Source organism: Nesterenkonia haasae (assembly GCF_010119385.1).
Classification (GTDB): Bacteria; Actinomycetota; Actinomycetes; order Actinomycetales; family Micrococcaceae; genus Nesterenkonia; species Nesterenkonia haasae.
On record NZ_VFIE01000019.1, the window covers coordinates 399,517 to 419,464 of the forward strand.

Sequence of the window (19,948 nt, forward strand, 5' to 3'; positions counted from 1 at the left end):
CTGACACCAGCACACAGTGCTTCCCGTTGTGGCGGGCGGCGACCTTAGAGCCGTCTTCGCCACAACGGGAAGCACACACAGCCCACGCACGTTGGGAAGAAGAACGAAGAAGACGAAGGAGACACCATGACCGAGCTGGGTGACTATCTGCGAGCATGCCGGGCCAAGGTCAGCCCTGAGGGCGCCGGATTACCGAGCATTGGTCACCGCCGGGTGCCAGGGCTACGACGGGAAGAGCTGGCTATGTTGGCAGGAGTCAGTGTGGACTACATCGTTCGTCTTGAACAAGGCAGAGCGAAGTCGGCCTCACCTGATATTTTGCGCGCACTGGCACAAGCACTCGACCTACGCCCTGACGAGGAGGAATACCTGCTCCGAAGCGCAGCTGGAGCCACCAACTCACCGGGTTCACGTGCGAAGAAGTCTCCGCCCGGGGCGCAGCGTGTATCTACAGCCACCCGAGTGTTGCTGGACAGTTTGACCGGCGTACCTGCCCTTGTACTGGGCCCACGGATGGACATCATCGGCTGGAACGCCCTCGGGGCAGCACTTTTCGTAGACTTCGACGCTCTCGCCCCGCAGCACCGCAACCACATCCGGCTGGCATTCCTCGATGACCGAGTCCGGAGTCTTTACCAGGACTGGGAAAAAGTCGCCAAGGAGTGCGTAGCTTTCCTCAGGATGGATGCCGGACGCTATCCAGAGGACCCAGCGCTCGCGCAGCTCATCGGCGAGCTCTCTATGAAGGACGCGGACTTTCGCCACTGGTGGTCCTCGCATCGGGTCCGCGCCCAACGCTCAGGGCGCAAACACTTCCTCCACCCCACCGCAGGAGAACTCTCCTTACACTTCCAAGTCCTCGATGTACGCGGAACGCAAGACCAAACGTTGCTTATCTATACCGCTGAGCCGAACTCACGCTCCGCAGAGGCGCTCACCTTCCTCAGCGGATGGACCCAGACCAATCAAAAAGAACGGGCAGAAAACACTGCCGTACAACTCCCGGGCATCTGACCGGGCAACAGACCACAGCGCCAGCCAAAGCAGCGCAAGGAGCACAGGAAATATTGACATCTTCACTCATCATCACCGGCGCCCGAATCCATACCAGCCCAGAGCAGAACTCATTGGCTGATCTGCAAGTGGAGGGCAGACATATTAGCCCATATGAAATCGCTCAGGATTCCGCTTACCTGATCAATGCCGGGGGAGCCTCAGTCGTGCCCCTGCTGGTAAACACCGTTTTCCATGACCCAGAGCCGCCAGCACATGGGGCCTTCGATCTGGCACCGGGTCATCCTGCCACCTTCGCAGTGATCAAAGGCCCTGTCAGCAGCACCCAGATCAGACAGACATTGATAGTCCAACCACAGGACCTGATTGCCCTCGTCGTCGAGGGAGAAATCATCGTTTACCAAGGTAGACCTACGAGGCCAGCAGGTGCCGACGAACTCGACTCCGCCGACCCACGGCTAGGCGCCTGGACGGACGCTAGACGGCACATGACTCAATACCTCACCCGCGAGGGGCGCTACACCGAAACCCGCAACGGACGTCGTAACGCCTACACCGGACGCTTCTGGCTCACCGATAACCGCATCACTTATCTCGACGACACCGGATTCTGGGCGTTCGGCCAATACCACCGCGGTGTCTTACACCACGCCGGATATGTCCTACGCCCCGACGCACACACATGACCTTCCTCCTGTGCCACAGGCCGGTCGATATGACACTCGCCAGTATTCTGTCTTCTAGGGGCAGCATTTCTTGGATCAACGAGTAGGAAATGATGAATGAGTCTCGCTGCAGGGCCGGAGGCTACGGACCCAATGCGCCGGTGACCACGCTGGTCAGATCTGGGCACTGTACCGTGCAGGCGCTGCATTTCCTCCCCACCACCCCCATGACACCGGCCCGGGCCCGCCACCGGTGGTTTTCCACACAAACCCTTGACATACCTCTCAGTGCACACTCAGTCCAGTTCAGACCGAGGACCCCGTCGGCGTTCGGAGGAATCCCCAATGCAACGGTCACGGCGCAGAGCGCTCTACAGTGCTTCAGCATACAACGGGCGAACCACGCCGAGCTCATCCCATCGGCGGAATATTGCGGGGGCCTCTCAGGAGTGCCAACTCTGAACCCGAGGGAGAGGAGACCGCGTCACCGCCCTCTGAAGCGGTATGCTCCAAGACCCGGCGTGGTCACGCTCTTACCTATGTCATCACGCATCGCGGTGAGTGTAGCGCAGCGCTCCAAGTCTCAGCGGGATCGCCACCCAGATCAGCAGTCCAATACCGGCCTATCAGGACTCTAGGGTCGGAACCACGCTGAGCTCGCCAGCACTCGGATTGACGAGGACATCTACCAGAGTGGTGTTATCAACCTGCAACGGTGTCTCTACCCAGGCGGCGCCACCAGGGACGTCGTAAAGGGTGGACGTCTCGATCTGCCTCACAAACAAGACGACTAGCCACCATTACGATGACTCCGGCCGAGCTCCACAACAGCACTCCCAAGCCGAAGCCCAGTAACGCCGTCAGCGTCACTGTAGCCCGGGGCGCGACATACATCGCAGCGATCTCACCATCGAACTTGTCCCCCGGACTCAACGGCCCAGCAATAAAGCTCGTCATCCGGTGGCTCATCACGACAAGAATCGCGGCCACCGCCGCAGCCCACACCAAGAGAGCCACGGCCGCCTTGACGCTCAAGAGGAGAGATCGCTGAGGCACAACAGTGGCGCTTGATCGTATAGCTCCTGTGGAGTAGTTTGCGCTGATCGCGATCACGCCAAGAGAGCCTAAGAGGAACATGGCGAAGGAGCTGCGGGCCTGACCCTGGGTCGCCAACTGCATGGCCTCACCAGCGCCATTCGGATCATCGGCCATAAACCGTTGGAAGGAAAACGAGACCGAACCGGCGATGGAACCGCCCTCGCGCGGGATACGGTCGATCTTGTGACCAGGAACGCGCCGATGCCGCGAATGCGAGCGCATCCTTCAGCGCTGTAACCGGCGTTGAGCTCGTTAGCGGAGCCGATCCAGCGGATGATGCGGTGGGCCAACATATGGTCTAGAAAATGAATGTTGAAGTCTCCGGGCACACCGAACAGCTCGGCCAGCCGGTCCACAGGTAGTGGCCGATCGTGTAGTTCTCAAGGGACTCGTCCCGTATCTTTTCGGACTCTTCTTCGGGCATGGGTCTCGCTTCATGGTCGTGGCCAGCTCCAGCGGTGCGGGTGGTTCGGCTGGACAACCAACGGATTACAGCAGCGCTCCGTCTACGTCGGAGCCGTCACAGCAACGGTGGGCAGACGACGCGATCACCCGACAGTGCCCTGCCGCGCCGCCGGCGGTGTGCCCCCGCGACGCTCTAGAGCTGCGACTCAGCACGGATCGCCACCCGGGTTTCGCACCTGCCGGCCCGCATAAATATCAGCGGATCACCGGCGCCGGAGAGTTCAATCCCGCTCTCCTGGGGTAACCCCGTGTTGATTGCCCCTTCCTCCACTTGACTTACGGCGGTAACCTCAACTGGCAAGGGGTGCATTCCGCGCTCCAAAAGAGAAAGGAACTACCTCGTGATTATTCTGGGCATCATTCTGCTGATTCTGGGAGCCGTCATCGACATCCCCATCCTCTGGACCATCGGCATCATCCTGGTGGTTGTAGGTGCCATCCTTTCGATCATGGGTGCACTCGGCCGCGCTGTCGGAGGAAGGCGTACCTACTGGTAGCCAATGGGCGGGCGGGATCGCTCATGACGACGCAATAGCGTTGCACCTGCTCGGAAAATCGAGCTGAGCGATCCCGCACCTTCAACAAAAAAGCACACTGTTCAAACGTGCCCGTGGACAGAGACGTGTCCGTGTGTGCGCTGAGATATTCGTTCTAGGCGGTATCGCTATGTCCAACAAACGCCGGGTATTGATTACTGGTGCCGCCGGGCGCATCGGTAGCGCGGTCACGGACCGGCTATCGGAACAATGGAATGTTGTTGCCACAGATGTCGCGGGAACGAAGTATCAAGACCTGGATGTGACCGATACCGAGGCTTGCCGTGCGGCATTAGCTGGGGTCGATTCGGTCGTCCACCTAGCTGCCGTGCCAAACGCAGACGCGGAATGGAAGGACCTCCTTCCGGCCAATGTCCTCGGCGTGCACAGCGTGGCTAGTGCCGCCATTGCCAGCGGGGTGCGGCGCCTCGTGCTCGCCAGCAGTTTGCAGGCAGTCTCTGCCTATCCTGATGATTTTCAAGTGCGGCCCAGCGATCCTCCGCGACCTGCCAACCTGTACGGCGCGACTAAGGCATGGGCCGAAGCCATCGGTTCCTGGGTGACATCCGTTTCGCCAATTGAGGTGGTCGCTATGCGGATCGGCTACTTCGCCGAAAAACCTCCGACTGGGCCGGATGTGACCCCGCGTGATCGAGCCGCATGGCTAAGCTTTGGCGATTGCGCAGAGCTGGTGCGCGCCTCAGTGGAGGGACCAGTGACGGGATTTACCGTCATCAACGGCATCTCAGCCAACCGATACCGCAAGGCAAGCTACGGTGAGCCCGAACATGCGCTGGGCTATCAGCCTTCCGACGACGCCTGGGCAACCCCCTAACCGGCTAGGGATGCGCTGAGGGGGACGCGTCAAGAGCCGGCTTCTGTGACAGGGATGTCCTCGAAGCGCCAAGGGTTGACTCCAATCTGCCGGAGGAACCAGTCTGTGCCCTCATGTTCGCCCGGTGACTCCAGAGTGAGCTCCTCGCCGCCGATATCGGGATAGACCAGATAGGCCACCGCCGAATCGCCTTCGTTGTAGTCCCGGTACGATCCGAAAAGTACGTCAGTGAGCCGGTGGAAGTCCCTGCCTGAGATGTCTGACTCCTCGGGATCTTCGTCATCGACCTCGACATCGGTGACGAAATACCGCAGCGGTTCGACCCAATGGTCTCCCGCCACCAGGTAGGGCAGGTCCACCGAACTGACCTGGCTCACTCCAGCCCGGTGCGCTCCCCCGGCTCCCAAAGCGAAGGGCCAATTAATATTCGCGCCCTCCTCAGTGGACTCGGCCCGAATCCCCGCGACAATGAGACCATCGTGCCGTTCAAGGGATTCCACGCTGAGAATGACGTCTTCGTTGGCATAGGGTCCGCCGTCACCGGCGTTGACGGTGATCTTCTCGTCGGCGGTCCCCACTGGTCCCTGGGGTTCCGGCAGCTCTCCCTCTATCACCTGCTCCTCGGGATTGGTCACCGTGGTGAAGTGCAGCTCCACTCGCCGATTCATGGCACGGCCCTCATCTGAATTATTCTCTGCGATGGGTTCGCGGAAGGACTCCCCTGACACGGATACCTCGTCGAACGCCTCGAGGTCGGCCACCTCCTGCAGCCGCTGATGCACCGCTTCCGCTCGTTCCTCTGACAGTGTCTGGTTGTACTCCTCGTCCAGCACGTCATCGGTATGCCCCACGATGCGCAGCTCACCGCCGTCGGTGCCGGCCATCTCCTGTGCTGCTGCCTCTAACGCATCCTCAGCCTCGGAGGACAGGTCAGAGGAGTCGACGTCGAAGAGCACGTCCGAGGGCAGGCTGACGGTCGTCTCATCCCCTTCGATCTCGATGGTGTACTCGGGGGTGTCACGCCAGGTGACCAGCTCATGACTCGCCCCGGTGATATCGGAATAGTCGAAGCGCTCTTCCGTGGAGTTGGTCTCGTCCAGGTCACCTTCCACTACCGGCACGTCGGAGACCAGACCGAAGTGCGGAAGCAACACGCTGGCGGTGTCGCTCTCGGGTGCGGCGAAGATGCCAAACCAATTCAGCGACTCGCCAGTCTCAGCCCGGTCTCCGAAACCGTCACCGGAGGAGCCAGACGCCGCAGCTATGCTCCCTTCGCCCCCATCCACCCTGGCCAGCTCAGCCACACTCATCGCTTCCGGGTCGATCAACCGCACCTGTCCCCCGGATAAGTTGCCATCAGCTACTCCGGCCAGGCCTTGGAGGAAGCTCATAGTGCTCAACTCCTCCTCACCCTCCAAGTAGTCAAACTCCATAGAGAGGGACGCGAGGTCCCCGTCGCGGATGACCGGGCCTATGGTGGCCTCCAGCGTCACCTCACCTGAGGCCCGGACCGATGCGTAATGCGGGAGGAAGGTAGCTGTCGTGGTGACCCCCTCCGCCTCCGACATCTCAGGATCCGGGGAGTCTGTGTCGTCCTGAGGGTCCGGGGACTCTGCCTCGTCCTCGCCAGCCTGCCCAGTCTCTTCGACAGCCTCAGGGCTGGCCGTGGTATCCACATCCTCGAACTCTGCCTGCTCCTCAGAACCGCAGGCCACCAGGGCCAGAACAGCTGTCAGTGCGGCGGCGCGGATCGTGATGGTCTGGTGCTCTCGTCTCATCGGTCCTCATCTCATTGCTCGTTCCGTGGAAACCACCACGGTGTTGTTGCTCATGAGTCGCCCGCAGGGGCGAAAAAGTTGCATCCGATCCCTGATTAATATAACCGGACATATGGAAGGCTTGAACGATGCGAGTGGAGGATCGCTAGAGTTTTAGTCATGAAGATTCGGCGGCTCTCCTCGGCGGACCGGCCGCTGTTGCGGGAAGCGACGCTCGCAAACATGAACTGGAACGGACCCAAGTTCACGTTCGACGACGTCGACGCGGCACCTGAGATCTCCCACTACTTCACAAACTTCCCCTCCGGCCGCGACTTCGGACTTGCCGACCAAGACCGAGAGACCGTCAGAGCCGTGGCCTGGTTAGTATTCCTCACAGAGGAGGACCCCGGATACGGATTCGTGAACGCAGAGACCCCCGAACTGAGCATCACGACCTTCTCCGGCTCACGCGGCCAGGGTATCGGCAGCGCCCTATTGTCGGAACTGATCAGCCAGGCTCGCAGCCTCCACTTCCCCGGTATCAGTCTCAGCGTCGAGGACGGCAACCAGGCACGGCACCTCTACGCCCGTGCAGGCTTCACAGTCGTAGGGCGCAACGGCAGTTCGGACACGATGCTCCTCTCACTGAGATGAGGAGCCGTTTCGCTGACCACCAGAGTGCACGTTAGAGGATGGGCGGATTCGTCTAGCGGGCACTCCCAGGGTCTGCGATAGGCTCTCTCAGCGCGTTTACGACCTCGCAGTGCTATCGGGTTGAAGTGATCCCGCCATCTACAGCCAACTCTGCACCATGAAGATACGTCACATCATCGGAGAGGAGCCATGTCACCGCTGAGGCGATCTCTTCCGGCGTGCCAGGGCGCCCGGCTGGTGTCGGCGCCGTCAATCGCGCAATCACATCGTCATCTGCTGCGTTGATGGGAGTTCTGGTGGCACCGGGAGAAACGGTATTTACTCGGACACCACTGGGCCCGAACTCAGCGGCCCAGCTTCGGGCCAGCTGAATTTCAGCTGCCTTCGTTGCCGAATACATCCCCACAAACGCATGACCTACATGCGCCATCCAGGACCCGATCACCACGATACTTCCGGCACCCCGCTCCACCATGGCTGGTGCCAGTGCAGCGGTCAGCACGTGAGGTGCCCGGAGATTGACGGCGAGGGCAGATTCCAAGTCATGATCGGTCAGGGAGAACGTGTCCACCGGCGGACACACTGCCGCGTTATGGACGATCGCATCGATCTGCCCCTCCGCCGCGTCCACCGCCGTGGCCGCGAACCGCCGCAGTTCCTCTGGCGCCGCAGCAAGATCGGAAGGCACAAAGACCGCGTGGCCTCGATCGGCGACAATCTCGTCGACGAGGGAGGCCCCTCGTTCGCCGTCACGTCCGGTCACGACGACGTGCCACCCTTCAGCGGCGAGAGATCGAGCAGTAGCTGCACCGATTCCGCTCGTAGAACCGGTGACGATGACACTGCCTGGTGAGTTGGTTGAGGTCATGTTCGACAGTTCACCAGACCCTCGCCACCGCAACCAGGGCACGCCGTGCCTAGGTTTCGCACGCCCACACCCACCACAGGGTCCATGATCCACTGCGTATTCTGGTGGCATGGCCTTAGACCGTTCTCCCCTAGGGGCCTTCCTGCGTTCCCGGCGTGACGGGCTCTCCCCTGCACGGGCCGGTGTAGTGACCTTCCCTGGGCCGCGGCGGGTGCCTGGTCTCCGCAAGGAGGAACTGGCACTCATCGCTGGGTTGAGTCCAGATCACTACAGCCGAATCGAACAGGGCCGGCAGCGCAATGTCACCGATGACGTGGTGGAAGCGCTATGCCGAGCCTTGCAGCTGGACACGCTGGAAGCGGCGCACCTCCGCCATCTGGCAGCCCCGTCCACAAAGCGTCGCGCGGCTGCCTCCGACCCCTTTCCGCGGATCGACCCGGGGATGGCGCGTCTAATGGTCACACTCGATCATGTACCGACGCTGCTCCTCGGGCGACGCTCGGAGATCCTTGCCAGCAACGGTCTTTTGCGCGAGGTCCTGGGCTGGGAAGCGACATCGGGGACATCCTTCATCCGGTGGCTGTTCCGCGACCCTGCTGCTCGAGACCGCATTACCAACTGGGCAGATTTCGCTGCAGCCGCCATCGGGTCGATCCGCTATGAGGCGGGTCGCCGACCCGAGGACCAAGACCTCATCCAGCTCATCAATGAACTCCGTGAGAACGATGAAGATGCCGAGCGCTGGTGGAACGACCAACGCGTCAGCTTTCGCACGTCTCTGGAAAAACACGTCAGGCACGACGTCGCCGGCTCACTCAGTTTCAACATCGAATCCGTCATCAGCCCCCAGGACCCGGATCAACGGCTCGTCGTGTACACCGTCGAAGCGGGATCTCATACTGCCCACATGCTCCCGGTCCTCGCCACGTGGGCGACAGTGCCAGCCCAAACCTCTGTCCTCAACGCTGATTGAACTCTCCATTCGAACCAACGTTCCGCTAGCGTAGGGCAACGCCCCGATAGACCTCTGAAAGTCTTCGTGTCGGTCGATCAAGTCATTCAGCGGTGCTTAGGCGATTGACCAGCCCGGCAAGCTGAGCCGGTGCTTCCAGGTGCGCCAAATGGGCTTGCCCTGGTAGCTCGTGGACCGTGCCACTCCGAACGTGGCGAACCACGTTGTCGAAGGTCGTGCCATACGGCGCCCGACCTCGGTTACGTTCCCCCACAATGAAGTCGACTCGTGAGGCTGCTCGAGCTAGTTCCGTCGGCACTGGCGCATCATTGATCGCATGCGTCTCGCTGTAGATCGGAGAACTCACGTCCCTCAGTCCCGCCCAGAGCACGGTATCGGATCTCAGCGATTCGATGACTTCATCGGGCATGCCTGCGACCTGCCTGAGCGCGATCTCGACACTCTGGTCGAGGTCGCCGGTGTCCTGAGCGAGCTTAAGTTCCGACAATGCGGATGCTCCGAAAGGAGCCATGATGGGTTCGTAGGCGATCAGGTGTGGAACCGGGACTGCACTTGCGAGATGAAGGGCAATGAGGCCGCCGTAGCTCCAGCCGAAGATGGTGCGCACATCGGAGAACTCGCCCAAGACAGCCTCGGCATCACGCACCTCGGTGTGGATGTCGTAGCCGCTGGTCAGCGGGCCGGCTGGGTGGCGTCCACGTCGGTTCACTACGGCGATGGTCCCCCACCCCTTGAGGTGCTGTGCCACCGCAGCCCATCCGGCAGCGTCCGCCATGACTCCTGGGATCAGGATAATCGCCGGCCCGTCTTTCTGCCCGTACACATCGACCGTTAGCCAGCTGCCCTCAACCTCAATAACTTTCTGTATCGGTCGCTCCATAATATTATTCTGGAGCAATCGATCTATAATAGTCAATATGGCACCACGCCCTCCCGGCCGTCCCCGCGAGTTCGATCGAGACGACGCACTGCGACAGGCGGCCCACCTGTTCTGGTTACACGGTTTCTCAGGCACCTCGACTCGCATGCTCACCGCGGCGCTGCGCATCTCAAGTTCAAGCCTCTACGCATCTTTCGGAACGAAGGCCGAACTTTTCGATGAGGCGGTCCGCGCCTACGCTCTGCGTTACAGCGCAATCTACGATCGGGCGCTGGGCGAGTCCACGGTGACTAGCGTGATCCAACGCTTGCTCCTTGAGTCAGTGGCTGAATTTACGCGAACCAATGAAGGGCACCCCGGCTGCCTCACCAACAGTGGCGTCATGTCCGACACTTCGGCAACCCTGGACGTCCGCGCGTTCGTCGCCGATCTGCAACGTGCAGACGAAGCACGCCTGCGCGATCGCCTCGAACAAGCAGCCCTGGACGGTTCTCTCTCGCAGACCGTGAATCCCTTCGATTTAGCAGAATTGATACAGACGATCTGGCAAGGGCTCTCGACTCGAGCCGAGCTGGGTGCTTCCCGGGATGAGCTCCTCAACGTGGCCGACCTAGCACTACAGCTCATCTCGAGCGTGATTCAAGAGACGGTCCTGGATCGCCCTACAGGCTCCTCCTGCCAGCGCGCGCCTGACCCGCGTGATGAAGGCAGCGTAGTTTCCCGCCACGAGGACTGACCCGAGGCTAGAGGTCGGCGAGGTATATCTTCACCACGGAGCCTGAGGCTGGGTCGGAGAACGAGCCGCGTCCCAGGAACGTTATGGGGCAGAACGCCATCCATGGAGAAGGAGCTCAGGGGTACTGCACATGTATCGCCAGCCGCGGCGAAAAGTTGCTTCCGGTGCCTGGTCAATTTACCTTTTACAACCTGGCACATTTCGTCGGCGTAGTATCCCTACACCGTCAGGACGGTCTTCTGCCGTCACTCCACTGAGTGGTCGGCCTCCTCGGTTTCGAACGCAGGCGGGTTGACTGCTTCCTCCCAGGCGTCCTCCCCGATCTGTTCTCGCAGATAGTCCAGGGAGTCCCCGGCCAGGCGGCGGGCCCGGTCCAGGCTTTCCTGCTCCACCAGACGTCCCTCGTGTTTCACGACCCGGCCTCCGACCATCACCGTATCGACCTCTGAGCGCTGCGCCTGAAAGACGATGTGGTGCTCTGGTTCAGACATAGGAGACATCGACGCCGTTTCACCGCGCAGCATCACCAAGTCTGCTGCTTTGCCAGGGGTGATGGATCCCAGTTGTGCTCCCATTTGTAGCGCGTCAGCACCGCCTTGGGTGGCGAAGCCGAGGACATCGTTGACCCGGAGTTCGTTGTTGATGACTGTGCGATCCTCTTCGTGGGCTTCCATGTGGGCAAGACCTCGTTCGGCGTTGAGTGTCGCGCGCATCGCGGCGAACATATCTGCGCTCCACCACAGCGAGGTGTCCATAGACAGCGAGATCGGTATGCCATGCGATCGAACCTCCCCGGTAGGCGGATAGCCTTGTCCCGCGTTGAGCTCGGACTCAGCAGAGATCGAGACATTGCCCCCGGTTTCAGCGAGCAGTTCATAAGAGTCCGCTTGCAGGCTGGCGGCATGTACGTAGGTATTGGTCGGCAGTAGGAAACCGTTGTCGTGCAGATTCCTGATCGCCACATCGAGGGGGTAGCCCCACACTCCGGCGTGCAGGGTCACCGGTAGTCCACGGTCCACGGCGTACTCCCAAGCCGGCCGTTCGGGGAACTCCGGATCCTCACCTCCACCGTCCCAAGCCAATTGCAACGTCACCAACTCTTCAGTGCTGTTGAAGGCAGAAGGGAAGTGTTGGTCGAGCATCCGGTCGATATCTCCGGAAGGAACCCAGTTCTGGGGCAAGTCGAAAATGTTTCCATACGCCAGGCGGGCGCGTCCCTGGGAATCAAAGAGAGCTTCGACTGCAGCATCGGCGTGCTCCGGGGTCCGCAGACCATGGGACCAGTCCACACTGGTGGTGACACCGGAGTCGAGGGCTTCGACCATAGAGAGGTAATTTCCGGCGTAGACATCCTCGGGGCGCCACAGTTCACCCCATTGCTGGTAGATCCACTGAAAATAGTTCGTGATAGTCCAGTCGGCACCGACCCCGCGCAATACGGACTGCCACATGTGGCGATGAGTATCAATCATTCCGGGCATAAGCACAGCCCCGGCGGCGTCGATCTCTGCCGCGTCATCAGGGACACTGAGCCCCGGGCCCACAGCTTGAACAACGCCGTTATGGATGAGGACGTCCGCGTCAGCGATGGTGCCCAGATCCCGGTCCTGAGTCACGACGTGGGCGCGGCGGAACACCACAGCCTGGCCCTCCTGAAACCGGGCAGCGGGATCGGCCTGGCGTTCACGCACAACTGCGTAGCCTCCCGTACCAAGAATGCCGACTCCGGCAGTCGCCCCCACTCCTAGCAGAAACGAGCGACGATCAAGAGCGTTTTTAGCATCAGTCCGCGCAGCAGACGGGGTGGAATCGACCATTTAATCCTCCTGGATATTTTATCTGTACCTACAGATACTGTATCGACGATCTTTTTTCTTGTTCCAAGCATTAAGATCTATGTCGTGACTGATCACACAGAGGCACCTGGTCCGACCGTCGACCCCGATGACTCGGAGCGTATTGACGCTCTGAGCCTGGAGGTGTGGACGAATTTCCTGGAAGCACACACGCGGCTGATGCGCCTATTGGAGCGCGACCTGAAATCCTGGCATGGGATCACACTGGCTGAGTACGACGTGCTTCACCGGCTGGAGCAAGCTGCGGATACCCCCTTACGCATGTCAACACTGGCCCAGGCTCTGCTCTACACAACCGGGGGACTGACTCGATTGATCGACAGGATGCAAGACCGCGACTTGATTGAACGTACCGCCTCCGCTTCTGACCGGCGAGTGACATACGTGGTACTGACCAGCAAAGGGCGGGCAACTCTCAGGCAAGTAGCGGGCACCCACCTGCGGGGTTTGCAACGTCACTTCGGGCGCCATCTAAAGGCCGAGGAGGCTGAAGCAGTATCAGCCTTTATGCACCGACTGGCGCACATCGGCCAACCCTGACATTCCCAAGTTCTGCGCGAGGTCGTTCAATGACGCCTTCAGGTTCGAGTGCGCGACTGGAGTGCATGAGAGGCTGTGCGGGACTCCGGAGGGAAGTCCGGGAAGATGGCCCGGCAATCCGGGGATTTCAGACTCCGCCTTGAGACGACCCCTCATCCTGCCTACTGTGCGGAGTCCCACCACCAGAGTACTCGAAGTGCCTTCAGCGTCACCCATCTCGAAGGCTTCCCCGGTCCAGAATCCATCGGGAACCAGCTACGGCCTCGGTAGCTACTTCCCAAGCACCACCTGCCATCACCACGTTGCAATGACCTGAGCGTTCCACCGCCTCGGAAGTTCTCACGTCTGGTTCGGTGCCGTCGTGAGCATTTGCCATACGAAAGTACTCCAGCGCCCTGAGTATGTTGTAGTGCCACCTCGGTGGGTAGCTGAGCTCGAGATATTCATCTTTTATCAACGCCCCCGTTGTGCGTCTGTACATCAGATGGCGGCTCAGCAAGTACTCTTCACCGCTCAAACGGGCCCGTTTGGAGGCTTGTGTGCCGCCAGAGGCCCGCTCGAATTCGAGTAGCCCCTCCAAGACGTTGATGGTGCTGTCGAAAGACGAACGTTGCGAACCCCTCTCACGTTCACAGTTCCATCCACCGTCTCCCAGCTTTTGTCCTACTAGAAGGGACGCAATTGCTTCCACTTCGACACCGAAATAGGCCCCCTGCCCCAGCGTGCGACCATTAATGCACTCCTCGACTTCACCCGACCAATACTCTTGCCCAGCGTGATCCCAGCGCGAATTTTGACCTACCAGCTGGACCGAGCGTTGAGCACCCTCAGACGTTGGATCGAGTCCAAAGTCCTGGAGTTGGGTAAGCGCCCAACACGTGGAGGTCCAGGGCTGTCCTTCACGACGCATCCGCTCCCATGTGAATCCCTGCGGGAGGAACGATCCCCCGTCCCATTGACCGTCCTCATCCTGGAGAGCCAAGAGCCTCATCCCCCAGCCCTCCGTCTCTACTTTGAGCCGTTCTGCGGACCACTGACTCTCCGGGACATCCAACAGGTCACACATCACCTGCCACCGAATTGCCGGATCACCTTTCATCAGCCACTCAATGACCGGAGCCGAGCTCATCAGCCCGTCCTTTCTTGCGTTTCGATGTCTCGATTGTAGGAGCGTTCGCGGTTATTCACGAGGGCCGAAATGCTGGAGGCCATCCACACCCACCTCCAGTTGTTCTTCGAGATCCGCGGATAGGCACCTAGGGGCGCCCGGCACTTCATCGTCGGCGACGAGGTGCGGCTGAGCGCGGCGGGGCGGCTCGGAGGTGCCCAGCCACCTTTCCCAGGATTCGCGCGAGATCATCGACATCAGCCTCCGAGAGGCTCGCGAACAATAATTCACGCACCACCCGGATGTGGCCGGGAAAGACTTCCTGCAGCACTTCCCGGCCAGCACCCGTGATAGCAGCCACAGTGCTGCGCTCATCATCAGGTGAGGGAGAGCGAGTGATGAGCTCACGTTGCTCGAGGAGCTGTGCCTGATAGGTCAATCCACTCCGGCTGTACACCACTCCATCGGCGAGGTCGGTCATACGCAGCGTGCCATCCGGTGAATCACCAAGACGTGCAAGCAGCTGGAACTGTACGTAGCTCAGCGCCCCAACGTCACGCAGCTGTTTCTCAACAGCAGGCCGCAAGAGGCTGCTCACTTCTGTGAAGGCGAAGTAAGCACTGAGCTGGGTGGGAGTCAAGGAAACGGGGGTATCAGTCATGCTCCCATTCTAGGGATTGCTTCGAATTCGAAGTAGTGCTACATTTCTCTTACTTGCTTCGAATTCGAAGCACTTTAAGAGAGGAGATGGACATGAAGGCAGCACAGTTCAAAGAGACGGGTGGACCAGAGGTCCTCCGCCTAGTAGAGATCAACCAACCAACCCCGGCAGCAGGAGAGGTGCGACTGCGGGTCGCAGCCTCAGCTTTCAACGCTGCCGACGACGGCATGCGAGCTGGCTTCCTGCCGATCCCGATTGAACTGCCTCATGTGCCCGGTTACGACGTCTCCGGTACGGTCGACGCCATCGGGGAAGGTGTCGAAGGATTCGCTATCGGTGATGCGGTGGTTGGCTTCCTCCCCATGGAACGCGACGGGGGTGCAGCGGAGTACGTCGTCGCTCCTGAAAGTGCGATCGCACCTGCTCCTGCGAGCATTCCGCTGACCGATGCGGCAGCATTGCCGTCGGTGGCTCTAACTGCCTGGCAAGCGCTGTTTGACGATGGAGCGTTATCAGCAGGACAGCGCGTCCTGATCGTCGGCGCGGGAGGCGTCGTCGGCAAATATGCCATTCAACTCGCTAAGCGCGCCGGGGTCTATGTGATCGCCACGGCGAGTCCGCGCAGCAACAGTGCAGTGCGCGCAGCGGGCGCAGACGAGATCATCAATCACACGGAGACGAACGTCCGCGACGCCGTCTCTGAACAGGTTGATGTTCTGCTGAATCTCGCTCCGATCGAGCCGGAACAGTTTGCCGCTTTGGTCGGGCTGGTGCGCGACGGCGGAGTCGTTGTGAGCACTACCGCATGGATGACTACGCCCAGCGACGAGACTCGTGGGGTACGGTCGGCAACGGTTTTTGTGTTGAGCAATCGAGAGCGGCTGACGGAGCTCGTCTCACTCGTGGATAAGAAGGAACTTCACGTGGAGGTGACGCGACGGATATCGCTCGCAGAGTTACCTGCTCTTCATGCCGAAGCGAACACCGGTCGGGTTGCTGGGAAGGTGGTTGTCATTCCCAGCTGATGCGGCGATGGCCAGGCCTCTGGGGCCACTGCTCCCGCTCCCACGGAGTAGACAGTCTCTCGATGCGCTTCATGCTCATCAAGCCGCCTCATCACGAAGGCGCAGACAGTTTCATAGCGCGGGCCACAGCGGCAAACAGCGACAGGTCGATGCTGGTCTTGCCAAAGGTGTTCTACAGGTCTACGATTTCGCGAGTGCCAAATAAAGGCCCTTCTCCTGCGGGGGCAGTCAAAAATAGAGGGCTCCGCCCAGCTCAATCAATCTTCCTTGGTTTCCTCCTAGTCATCTGCGCAGGAACTGGCTTTCTCATGCTGCCGGAGGCAACTGCGGACGGGGTCAGTGCAGGCTTCTTAACCGCACTGTTCACCGCAACCTCAGCTGTGTGCGTGACGGGACTGATCGTCGAAGACACTCCCGTCTACTGGTCCGGGTTCGGTCAGGCCGTCATCCTCGTGCTCATCCAGCTCGGTGGACTCGGGGTGATGACATTCGCCAGCGTCATTGGTCTGGCCGTGTTACGAAAGTTCTCCCTCCGGAGGAAACTCGTCGCGGCAGCCGAGTCCAAAAGCGCAGGCTTGGAAGATATGCGCTCGGTAGTCACCGGGATCGTGAAGATCTCCCTCTCGATCGAGGCAGTTCTGGCCCTCATCCTCACGCTGCGCTTCTGGCTGACTTACGAAGAGACCTTCGGTGACGCGCTCTGGCTGGGGGTATTCCATTCCGTCTCCGCTTTCAACAACGCTGGCTTCGCGCTCTTCAGCGACTCGATGATGAGATTCGTCTCGGACCCGATTGTCTGTCTGCCCATGGCCGCAGCTATCATTCTGGGCGGTCTCGGCTTCCCCGTCATCGTCCAGCTGCGCAAGCACATACGCACGCCCCGGTTATGGTCAATGCATACCAGGTTGGTACTTGTGGGTACCGCATTGCTACTTTTCTTGGGCACTGCTCTGGTCACAGCTCTGGAATGGTCAAATCCTAGAACCCTGGGGCCGTTGAGCTGGCCAGATAAGGTGCTGGCTGCGTTCTTTCAATCCGTGCAGACTCGTACTGCCGGGTTCAACAGCGTAGACATAGGAGAGATGGAGGCGACCACCTGGCTTGGAATGGACCTTCTGATGTTCATCGGCGGTGGGCCAGCAGGCACAGCTGGGGGTATCAAGATCACCACTATCGGAGTCCTGCTGTTCATTATCATCGCCGAATTGCGTGGAGAGGCTGCAGTCAACGTCTTTGGAAAGAGACTCTCCCGAGCGGTACACCGCCAAGCCATCACTGTGGTGATGCTCGCCATGGCACTCATCGCCGGATGCACCGGCACCCTCATGGTGATCTCCGGACTGCCACTGGATGCGGTACTCTTCGAGACCTTCTCAGCCTTCGCCACGGTCGGCCTGTCGACCGGCATCACCGCAGAGCTTCCGGCGGCAGGGCAGATCATACTGGTCCTGCTGATGTTTATCGGAAGGATCGGCCCCATCACTTTCGCCTCAGTACTCGCCCTGCGCGAACGTCGTCTGCACTACGAACTCCCTAAAGAAAGGCCCATCATTGGCTAGTTTCAAACTCTTCGGCGGAACCAGCCCAACCGATGTCGCGGCACCGGATTCTGTGGCCGTCATCGGACTTGGTCGGTTCGGCCGTGCACTGGCGCTGGAACTCATGGCCCACGGCACCCAGGTGCTCGGCATTGACAACCGCGAAGACGTTGTTCAGTCGCTCAACGGCCAACTGACTCACGTGGTAACCGGTGACGGCACCAAGGAGGACGTGCTTCGTCAACTTTCTGTCCATGAGTTCGATCATGCAGTCGTCGCCGTAGCGGGCAATCTGGAAGCAAGCATCCTTACTACCTCGCTCTTGCTGCGATTCGGGGTGCGCGAAGTCTGGGCCAAGGCCACCAGCGAGGCCCACCGAGACATACTCGCCCAGCTCAACGTCCGGCATATCGTGTTTCCGGAACAGGACATGGGCCGTCGCGTGGCGCACATGGTTCGTGGAAGTCTGCAAGACTATGTCTTGGTTGACGAAGATTTTGCGCTGGCGAAAACAAACCCTCCCACCGCGCTCGTCGGTAAGCAGCTTGGCGAGCTGAACACGACAACCAAACACGGAGTGACGATCACGGCCGTGCGGAAAGAAGGCTCCTGGGCACCGGCAACTCCGCAGACAGTGCTCGCGGCCGACGACGTCGTTCTTGTTTCCGGACCCGCCAAACAGACCGAGGGATTCAGCAGACTCAAGTGAGTTAACCCTCAGGGACCTTCACGAGCGGGCGCGCTGATCATCCGTCGAGAAACCCTCCCTTGCTGTGCGTTCATCCAGCGACTCAAGCTCCTGAAAGAACGTCACCTGCGAACCACCAGGAGCTAAGAATCGCGCGTTCAAGGTTTGAAACGGAGTGTGGACCACGGGCGACAGCTGTTCTGCCCCGGAGGCGGCAACCGCACGGACTGTTTTTTCCGTGTCCTGGACTTCCAGCGCGATCCGCAACCTCGGACCTTCAGGGGTGGGAGCTTTTTCAATGGCGTCGATGGCGCGGACATGTGTGGGGGTCGCAAGCTCGACCGTCGCGATTCCTGCGTGCAGTATGGACACCCGATCTTCCCCCTCGGTGGCGAAGGCAGGCTGTTCCGGCATGCCCAGTACGTCACGGTAGAACCGGAGGGCTTCATCGAAGTCGTCTGTCTCGATGATCAAACGGAGCTGTTTGGGGGCGTCTTGTTGAGTCATGGGGCCCATCATCAGACCTGACGTGCATGTGAGGTGCAAGTCCCAGTCTGGCGCTGAGTTGTTCAAGAGCTTCCAGCTCGGCGTCGATAGCCTGTTTCTCACTTTCAAGTCTGATTCGCGCCGCAGCCAACGACGCCGCCAGAGCCTGGTCGTTTCTGTTCGGATCGACCAGTGCCGGCAACAGTTCCTGGATTACCGAGCTGCAAAAGCCTGCCTCGAAGAGTTCCTGAATCTGGAGAACACGCGTTTCATCTTCGGCGCAGTAGACACGGTGGCCGGCAGAAGTGCGCTCCGGTGCGAGCAGCCCCTTCTCCTCGTAGTAACGCAGAGATCGAACGCTCACACCAGTCTGCGCCGCGAGCTCACCTACCCTCATGGACTTATTATCACTGACGAAACTCGCTTAGGCTTTTTCTTATGGTTCAGCGTTCGCTGTATAGTCAGCATATGCTGACTATTGCTGCTCGCCTTGATGTGATGAACCGCCTCGGCCGAGCTATGGCGGATACAACTCGCGCCCGGATCCTGCTCTCCTTGCTTGAATCTCCCGGCTACCCAGCCCAACTCTCCCGCGACCTCGGCTTGACCCGGACCAATGTGTCGAACCACCTGGCTTGTCTCCGAGACTGCGGGATCGTGAGCACTGAACCCCAAGGCCGTCAAACCCGATATGAGATCGCAGATATCCATCTTGCCCGGGCGCTGAACTCTCTGTTGGAGACCACGCTGGCTGTCAATGAGGACGCTGCCTGCATCGACCCGCAGTGCCCACTTCCCGACTGCGCACCGGAAGATCTAAACCACTGATGCTGACTGCCGCCCAGGCCGTTGTACTGTTCATCGCCACCAATATCGACGACATCATCATCTTGTCCCTGTTCTTCGGCCGAGGCCAGGGCCAACCAGGGACAACCCGGAGAATACTGATGGGCCAATACCTGGGGTTCATCGCCATTCTGGGCGCTGCCGTCTTGATAGCCATAGGCGCAGACGTGCTTCTACCCGAAGAACTACTGCCTTACTTCGGACTAATCCCCTTAGGCCTGGGCGTTTGGGCGGCGTGGCGGTCATGGCGGAATCGCGGCGAGGAAGACAACGACGAGCTCCAGCTGAAGGATAAGCGGGTCTCTGTCGGCACCGTGGCGCTGGTGACCTTCGCCAACGGCGGGGACAATATCGGAGTCTACGTACCGGTGTTTGTCAGTATCAGCTGGTCTGCAGTCCTTGCCTTCTGCATCGTCTTCCTGATCCTGGTCGCTGCCCTGGTCTTCACTGCCCGATGGATCACATCCAGACGACCCATCGCTGAAGCCCTCGAGCGCTGGGAGAGCATCCTCTTTCCGACTGCGCTCATTGCCCTGGGAGCCATCATCCTGGTCAGCGGCGGGGCGTTCGGACTCTGAATACCCGCCTTCTGGACTCTCACCGTGTTCCTCTGGGGCCCTTAAGGCTGAACCCGAGGAACGGCTTCATCTGGGGAAACCTCCCGTAGCAGTCCGTCATACTTTTTGAACATTCTCCACTAGAGACTCTTTAATGTT

General features: G+C 60.1%; 22 protein-coding genes and 1 pseudogene. 13 read left to right on the top strand and 10 right to left on the bottom strand.

Annotated features, from left to right (window positions below; all coding sequences use genetic code 11):
- Positions 1-126 precede the first annotated feature (126 nt).
- Positions 127-1,014 (top strand): helix-turn-helix domain-containing protein, encoded by an 888-nt coding sequence (locus tag FH975_RS08510; protein ID WP_162320958.1) that lies wholly within the window; start codon positions 127-129, stop codon positions 1,012-1,014.
- A gap of 53 nt (positions 1,015-1,067) precedes the next feature.
- Positions 1,068-1,700: an Atu4866 domain-containing protein gene (locus FH975_RS08515; RefSeq protein ID WP_162320959.1), complete on the top strand. Its 633-nt coding sequence runs from the start codon at positions 1,068-1,070 to the stop codon at positions 1,698-1,700.
- A gap of 681 nt (positions 1,701-2,381) precedes the next feature.
- On the opposite strand, the gene FH975_RS08520 is transcribed toward FH975_RS08515, so the two are convergent.
- Both FH975_RS08520 and FH975_RS16945 read right to left on the bottom strand, forming a co-directional pair.
- Positions 2,382-2,999 (bottom strand): hypothetical protein, encoded by a 618-nt coding sequence (locus FH975_RS08520; protein WP_235928616.1) that lies wholly within the window; start codon positions 2,997-2,999, stop codon positions 2,382-2,384.
- A gap of 17 nt (positions 3,000-3,016) precedes the next feature.
- A pseudogene (locus tag FH975_RS16945) lies at positions 3,017-3,070 on the bottom strand (hypothetical protein); the annotation flags it as partial.
- Between the two features lie 513 nt (positions 3,071-3,583).
- Here FH975_RS16945 and FH975_RS16310 point away from each other — a divergent pair.
- Both FH975_RS16310 and FH975_RS08530 read left to right on the top strand, forming a co-directional pair.
- A complete protein-coding gene (locus FH975_RS16310; RefSeq protein WP_202923148.1) occupies positions 3,584-3,739 on the top strand; it encodes a DUF6131 family protein in 156 nt (51 codons plus the stop codon).
- A gap of 169 nt (positions 3,740-3,908) precedes the next feature.
- Complete coding sequence (locus FH975_RS08530) at positions 3,909-4,613, top strand: NAD-dependent epimerase/dehydratase family protein (RefSeq protein ID WP_162320961.1); 705 nt, start codon at positions 3,909-3,911, stop codon at positions 4,611-4,613.
- Positions 4,614-4,642: 29 nt separating this feature from the next.
- Here FH975_RS08530 and FH975_RS08535 read toward each other — a convergent pair whose 3' ends face one another.
- Entirely contained in the window at positions 4,643-6,391 is a 1,749-nt protein-coding gene (locus FH975_RS08535; protein WP_162320962.1) for an OmpA family protein, read from the bottom strand.
- A gap of 159 nt (positions 6,392-6,550) precedes the next feature.
- On the opposite strand from FH975_RS08535, the gene FH975_RS08540 reads away from it, so the two are divergent.
- Complete coding sequence (locus FH975_RS08540; RefSeq protein WP_202923113.1) at positions 6,551-7,027, top strand: GNAT family N-acetyltransferase; 477 nt, start codon at positions 6,551-6,553, stop codon at positions 7,025-7,027.
- Positions 7,028-7,139: 112 nt separating this feature from the next.
- Here the strand turns inward: FH975_RS08540 and FH975_RS08545 are convergent, their stop codons facing one another.
- Complete coding sequence (locus FH975_RS08545; RefSeq protein ID WP_162320963.1) at positions 7,140-7,895, bottom strand: SDR family NAD(P)-dependent oxidoreductase; 756 nt, start codon at positions 7,893-7,895, stop codon at positions 7,140-7,142.
- A 109-nt stretch (positions 7,896-8,004) separates the two neighbouring features.
- Between FH975_RS08545 and FH975_RS08550 the strand changes: the two genes are divergently transcribed.
- Entirely contained in the window at positions 8,005-8,868 is an 864-nt protein-coding gene (locus FH975_RS08550; protein ID WP_162320964.1) for a helix-turn-helix domain-containing protein, read from the top strand.
- Between the two features lie 82 nt (positions 8,869-8,950).
- Here the strand turns inward: FH975_RS08550 and FH975_RS08555 are convergent, their stop codons facing one another.
- On the bottom strand, positions 8,951-9,748 hold the full coding sequence (locus tag FH975_RS08555) for an alpha/beta fold hydrolase (protein WP_162320965.1): 798 nt from the start codon (positions 9,746-9,748) through the stop codon (positions 8,951-8,953).
- A 37-nt stretch (positions 9,749-9,785) separates the two neighbouring features.
- Between FH975_RS08555 and FH975_RS08560 the strand changes: the two genes are divergently transcribed.
- On the top strand, positions 9,786-10,484 hold the full coding sequence (locus FH975_RS08560) for a TetR/AcrR family transcriptional regulator (RefSeq protein ID WP_162320966.1): 699 nt from the start codon (positions 9,786-9,788) through the stop codon (positions 10,482-10,484).
- A 245-nt stretch (positions 10,485-10,729) separates the two neighbouring features.
- On the opposite strand, the gene FH975_RS08565 is transcribed toward FH975_RS08560, so the two are convergent.
- Positions 10,730-12,301: an amidohydrolase family protein gene (locus tag FH975_RS08565; RefSeq protein ID WP_162320967.1), complete on the bottom strand. Its 1,572-nt coding sequence runs from the start codon at positions 12,299-12,301 to the stop codon at positions 10,730-10,732.
- Between the two features lie 84 nt (positions 12,302-12,385).
- Between FH975_RS08565 and FH975_RS08570 the strand changes: the two genes are divergently transcribed.
- Entirely contained in the window at positions 12,386-12,880 is a 495-nt protein-coding gene (locus tag FH975_RS08570; protein WP_162320968.1) for a MarR family winged helix-turn-helix transcriptional regulator, read from the top strand.
- Positions 12,881-13,088: 208 nt separating this feature from the next.
- Here FH975_RS08570 and FH975_RS08575 read toward each other — a convergent pair whose 3' ends face one another.
- Together FH975_RS08575 and FH975_RS08580 are read right to left on the bottom strand one after the other, a co-directional pair.
- Complete coding sequence (locus tag FH975_RS08575) at positions 13,089-14,009, bottom strand: hypothetical protein (RefSeq protein WP_328821835.1); 921 nt, start codon at positions 14,007-14,009, stop codon at positions 13,089-13,091.
- Between the two features lie 145 nt (positions 14,010-14,154).
- Positions 14,155-14,649, bottom strand: a complete 495-nt coding sequence (locus FH975_RS08580) for a MarR family winged helix-turn-helix transcriptional regulator (RefSeq protein ID WP_162320969.1) — start codon at positions 14,647-14,649, stop codon at positions 14,155-14,157.
- A gap of 92 nt (positions 14,650-14,741) precedes the next feature.
- Between FH975_RS08580 and FH975_RS08585 the strand changes: the two genes are divergently transcribed.
- The 3 genes from FH975_RS08585 (at position 14,742) to FH975_RS08595 (ending at position 17,921) form a co-directional block, all read left to right on the top strand.
- Positions 14,742-15,674: an NADP-dependent oxidoreductase gene (locus FH975_RS08585; RefSeq protein WP_202923114.1), complete on the top strand. Its 933-nt coding sequence runs from the start codon at positions 14,742-14,744 to the stop codon at positions 15,672-15,674.
- A 308-nt stretch (positions 15,675-15,982) separates the two neighbouring features.
- Positions 15,983-17,233, top strand: a complete 1,251-nt coding sequence (locus tag FH975_RS08590; protein WP_328821836.1) for a TrkH family potassium uptake protein — start codon at positions 15,983-15,985, stop codon at positions 17,231-17,233.
- Positions 17,226-17,921, top strand: a complete 696-nt coding sequence (locus FH975_RS08595) for a potassium channel family protein (RefSeq protein ID WP_162320971.1) — start codon at positions 17,226-17,228, stop codon at positions 17,919-17,921. The genes FH975_RS08590 and FH975_RS08595 overlap by 8 nt, the downstream gene beginning before the upstream one ends.
- A gap of 18 nt (positions 17,922-17,939) precedes the next feature.
- On the opposite strand, the gene FH975_RS08600 is transcribed toward FH975_RS08595, so the two are convergent.
- Both FH975_RS08600 and FH975_RS08605 read right to left on the bottom strand, forming a co-directional pair.
- Positions 17,940-18,407, bottom strand: a complete 468-nt coding sequence (locus tag FH975_RS08600; protein ID WP_162320972.1) for a VOC family protein — start codon at positions 18,405-18,407, stop codon at positions 17,940-17,942.
- Complete coding sequence (locus FH975_RS08605) at positions 18,346-18,783, bottom strand: MerR family transcriptional regulator (protein ID WP_162320973.1); 438 nt, start codon at positions 18,781-18,783, stop codon at positions 18,346-18,348. Before FH975_RS08605 ends, FH975_RS08600 begins: the two co-directional genes overlap by 62 nt.
- A 71-nt stretch (positions 18,784-18,854) precedes the next feature.
- Between FH975_RS08605 and cmtR the strand changes: the two genes are divergently transcribed.
- Positions 18,855-19,214 (top strand): Cd(II)/Pb(II)-sensing metalloregulatory transcriptional regulator CmtR, encoded by a 360-nt coding sequence (gene cmtR, locus FH975_RS08610; protein ID WP_162320974.1) that lies wholly within the window; start codon positions 18,855-18,857, stop codon positions 19,212-19,214.
- Positions 19,214-19,810, top strand: a complete 597-nt coding sequence (locus tag FH975_RS08615; RefSeq protein WP_162320975.1) for a cadmium resistance transporter — start codon at positions 19,214-19,216, stop codon at positions 19,808-19,810. The genes cmtR and FH975_RS08615 overlap by 1 nt, the downstream gene beginning before the upstream one ends.
- Positions 19,811-19,948: the final 138 nt, after the last annotated feature.

What these genes read in the sequence shown, in the direction of transcription:
- FH975_RS08510 (WP_162320958.1), top strand. Translation starts at nt 127, where the DNA reads ATGACCGAGCTGGGTGACTATCTGCGAGCATGCCGGGCCAAGGTCAGC.
- FH975_RS08520 (WP_235928616.1), bottom strand. Translation starts at nt 2,999, where the DNA reads ATGCGCTCGCATTCGCGGCATCGGCGCGTTCCTGGTCACAAGATCGAC.
- FH975_RS08530 (WP_162320961.1), top strand. Translation starts at nt 3,909, where the DNA reads ATGTCCAACAAACGCCGGGTATTGATTACTGGTGCCGCCGGGCGCATC.
- FH975_RS08535 (WP_162320962.1), bottom strand. Translation starts at nt 6,391, where the DNA reads ATGAGACGAGAGCACCAGACCATCACGATCCGCGCCGCCGCACTGACA.
- FH975_RS08540 (WP_202923113.1), top strand. Translation starts at nt 6,551, where the DNA reads ATGAAGATTCGGCGGCTCTCCTCGGCGGACCGGCCGCTGTTGCGGGAA.
- FH975_RS08545 (WP_162320963.1), bottom strand. Translation starts at nt 7,895, where the DNA reads ATGACCTCAACCAACTCACCAGGCAGTGTCATCGTCACCGGTTCTACG.
- FH975_RS08550 (WP_162320964.1), top strand. Translation starts at nt 8,005, where the DNA reads ATGGCCTTAGACCGTTCTCCCCTAGGGGCCTTCCTGCGTTCCCGGCGT.
- FH975_RS08555 (WP_162320965.1), bottom strand. Translation starts at nt 9,748, where the DNA reads ATGGAGCGACCGATACAGAAAGTTATTGAGGTTGAGGGCAGCTGGCTA.
- FH975_RS08560 (WP_162320966.1), top strand. Translation starts at nt 9,786, where the DNA reads ATGGCACCACGCCCTCCCGGCCGTCCCCGCGAGTTCGATCGAGACGAC.
- FH975_RS08565 (WP_162320967.1), bottom strand. Translation starts at nt 12,301, where the DNA reads ATGGTCGATTCCACCCCGTCTGCTGCGCGGACTGATGCTAAAAACGCT.
- FH975_RS08575 (WP_328821835.1), bottom strand. Translation starts at nt 14,009, where the DNA reads ATGAGCTCGGCTCCGGTCATTGAGTGGCTGATGAAAGGTGATCCGGCA.
- FH975_RS08580 (WP_162320969.1), bottom strand. Translation starts at nt 14,649, where the DNA reads ATGACTGATACCCCCGTTTCCTTGACTCCCACCCAGCTCAGTGCTTAC.
- FH975_RS08585 (WP_202923114.1), top strand. Translation starts at nt 14,742, where the DNA reads ATGAAGGCAGCACAGTTCAAAGAGACGGGTGGACCAGAGGTCCTCCGC.
- FH975_RS08590 (WP_328821836.1), top strand. Translation starts at nt 15,983, where the DNA reads ATGCTGCCGGAGGCAACTGCGGACGGGGTCAGTGCAGGCTTCTTAACC.
- FH975_RS08600 (WP_162320972.1), bottom strand. Translation starts at nt 18,407, where the DNA reads ATGACTCAACAAGACGCCCCCAAACAGCTCCGTTTGATCATCGAGACA.
- FH975_RS08605 (WP_162320973.1), bottom strand. Translation starts at nt 18,783, where the DNA reads ATGAGGGTAGGTGAGCTCGCGGCGCAGACTGGTGTGAGCGTTCGATCT.
- cmtR (WP_162320974.1), top strand. Translation starts at nt 18,855, where the DNA reads ATGCTGACTATTGCTGCTCGCCTTGATGTGATGAACCGCCTCGGCCGA.
- FH975_RS08615 (WP_162320975.1), top strand. Translation starts at nt 19,214, where the DNA reads ATGCTGACTGCCGCCCAGGCCGTTGTACTGTTCATCGCCACCAATATC.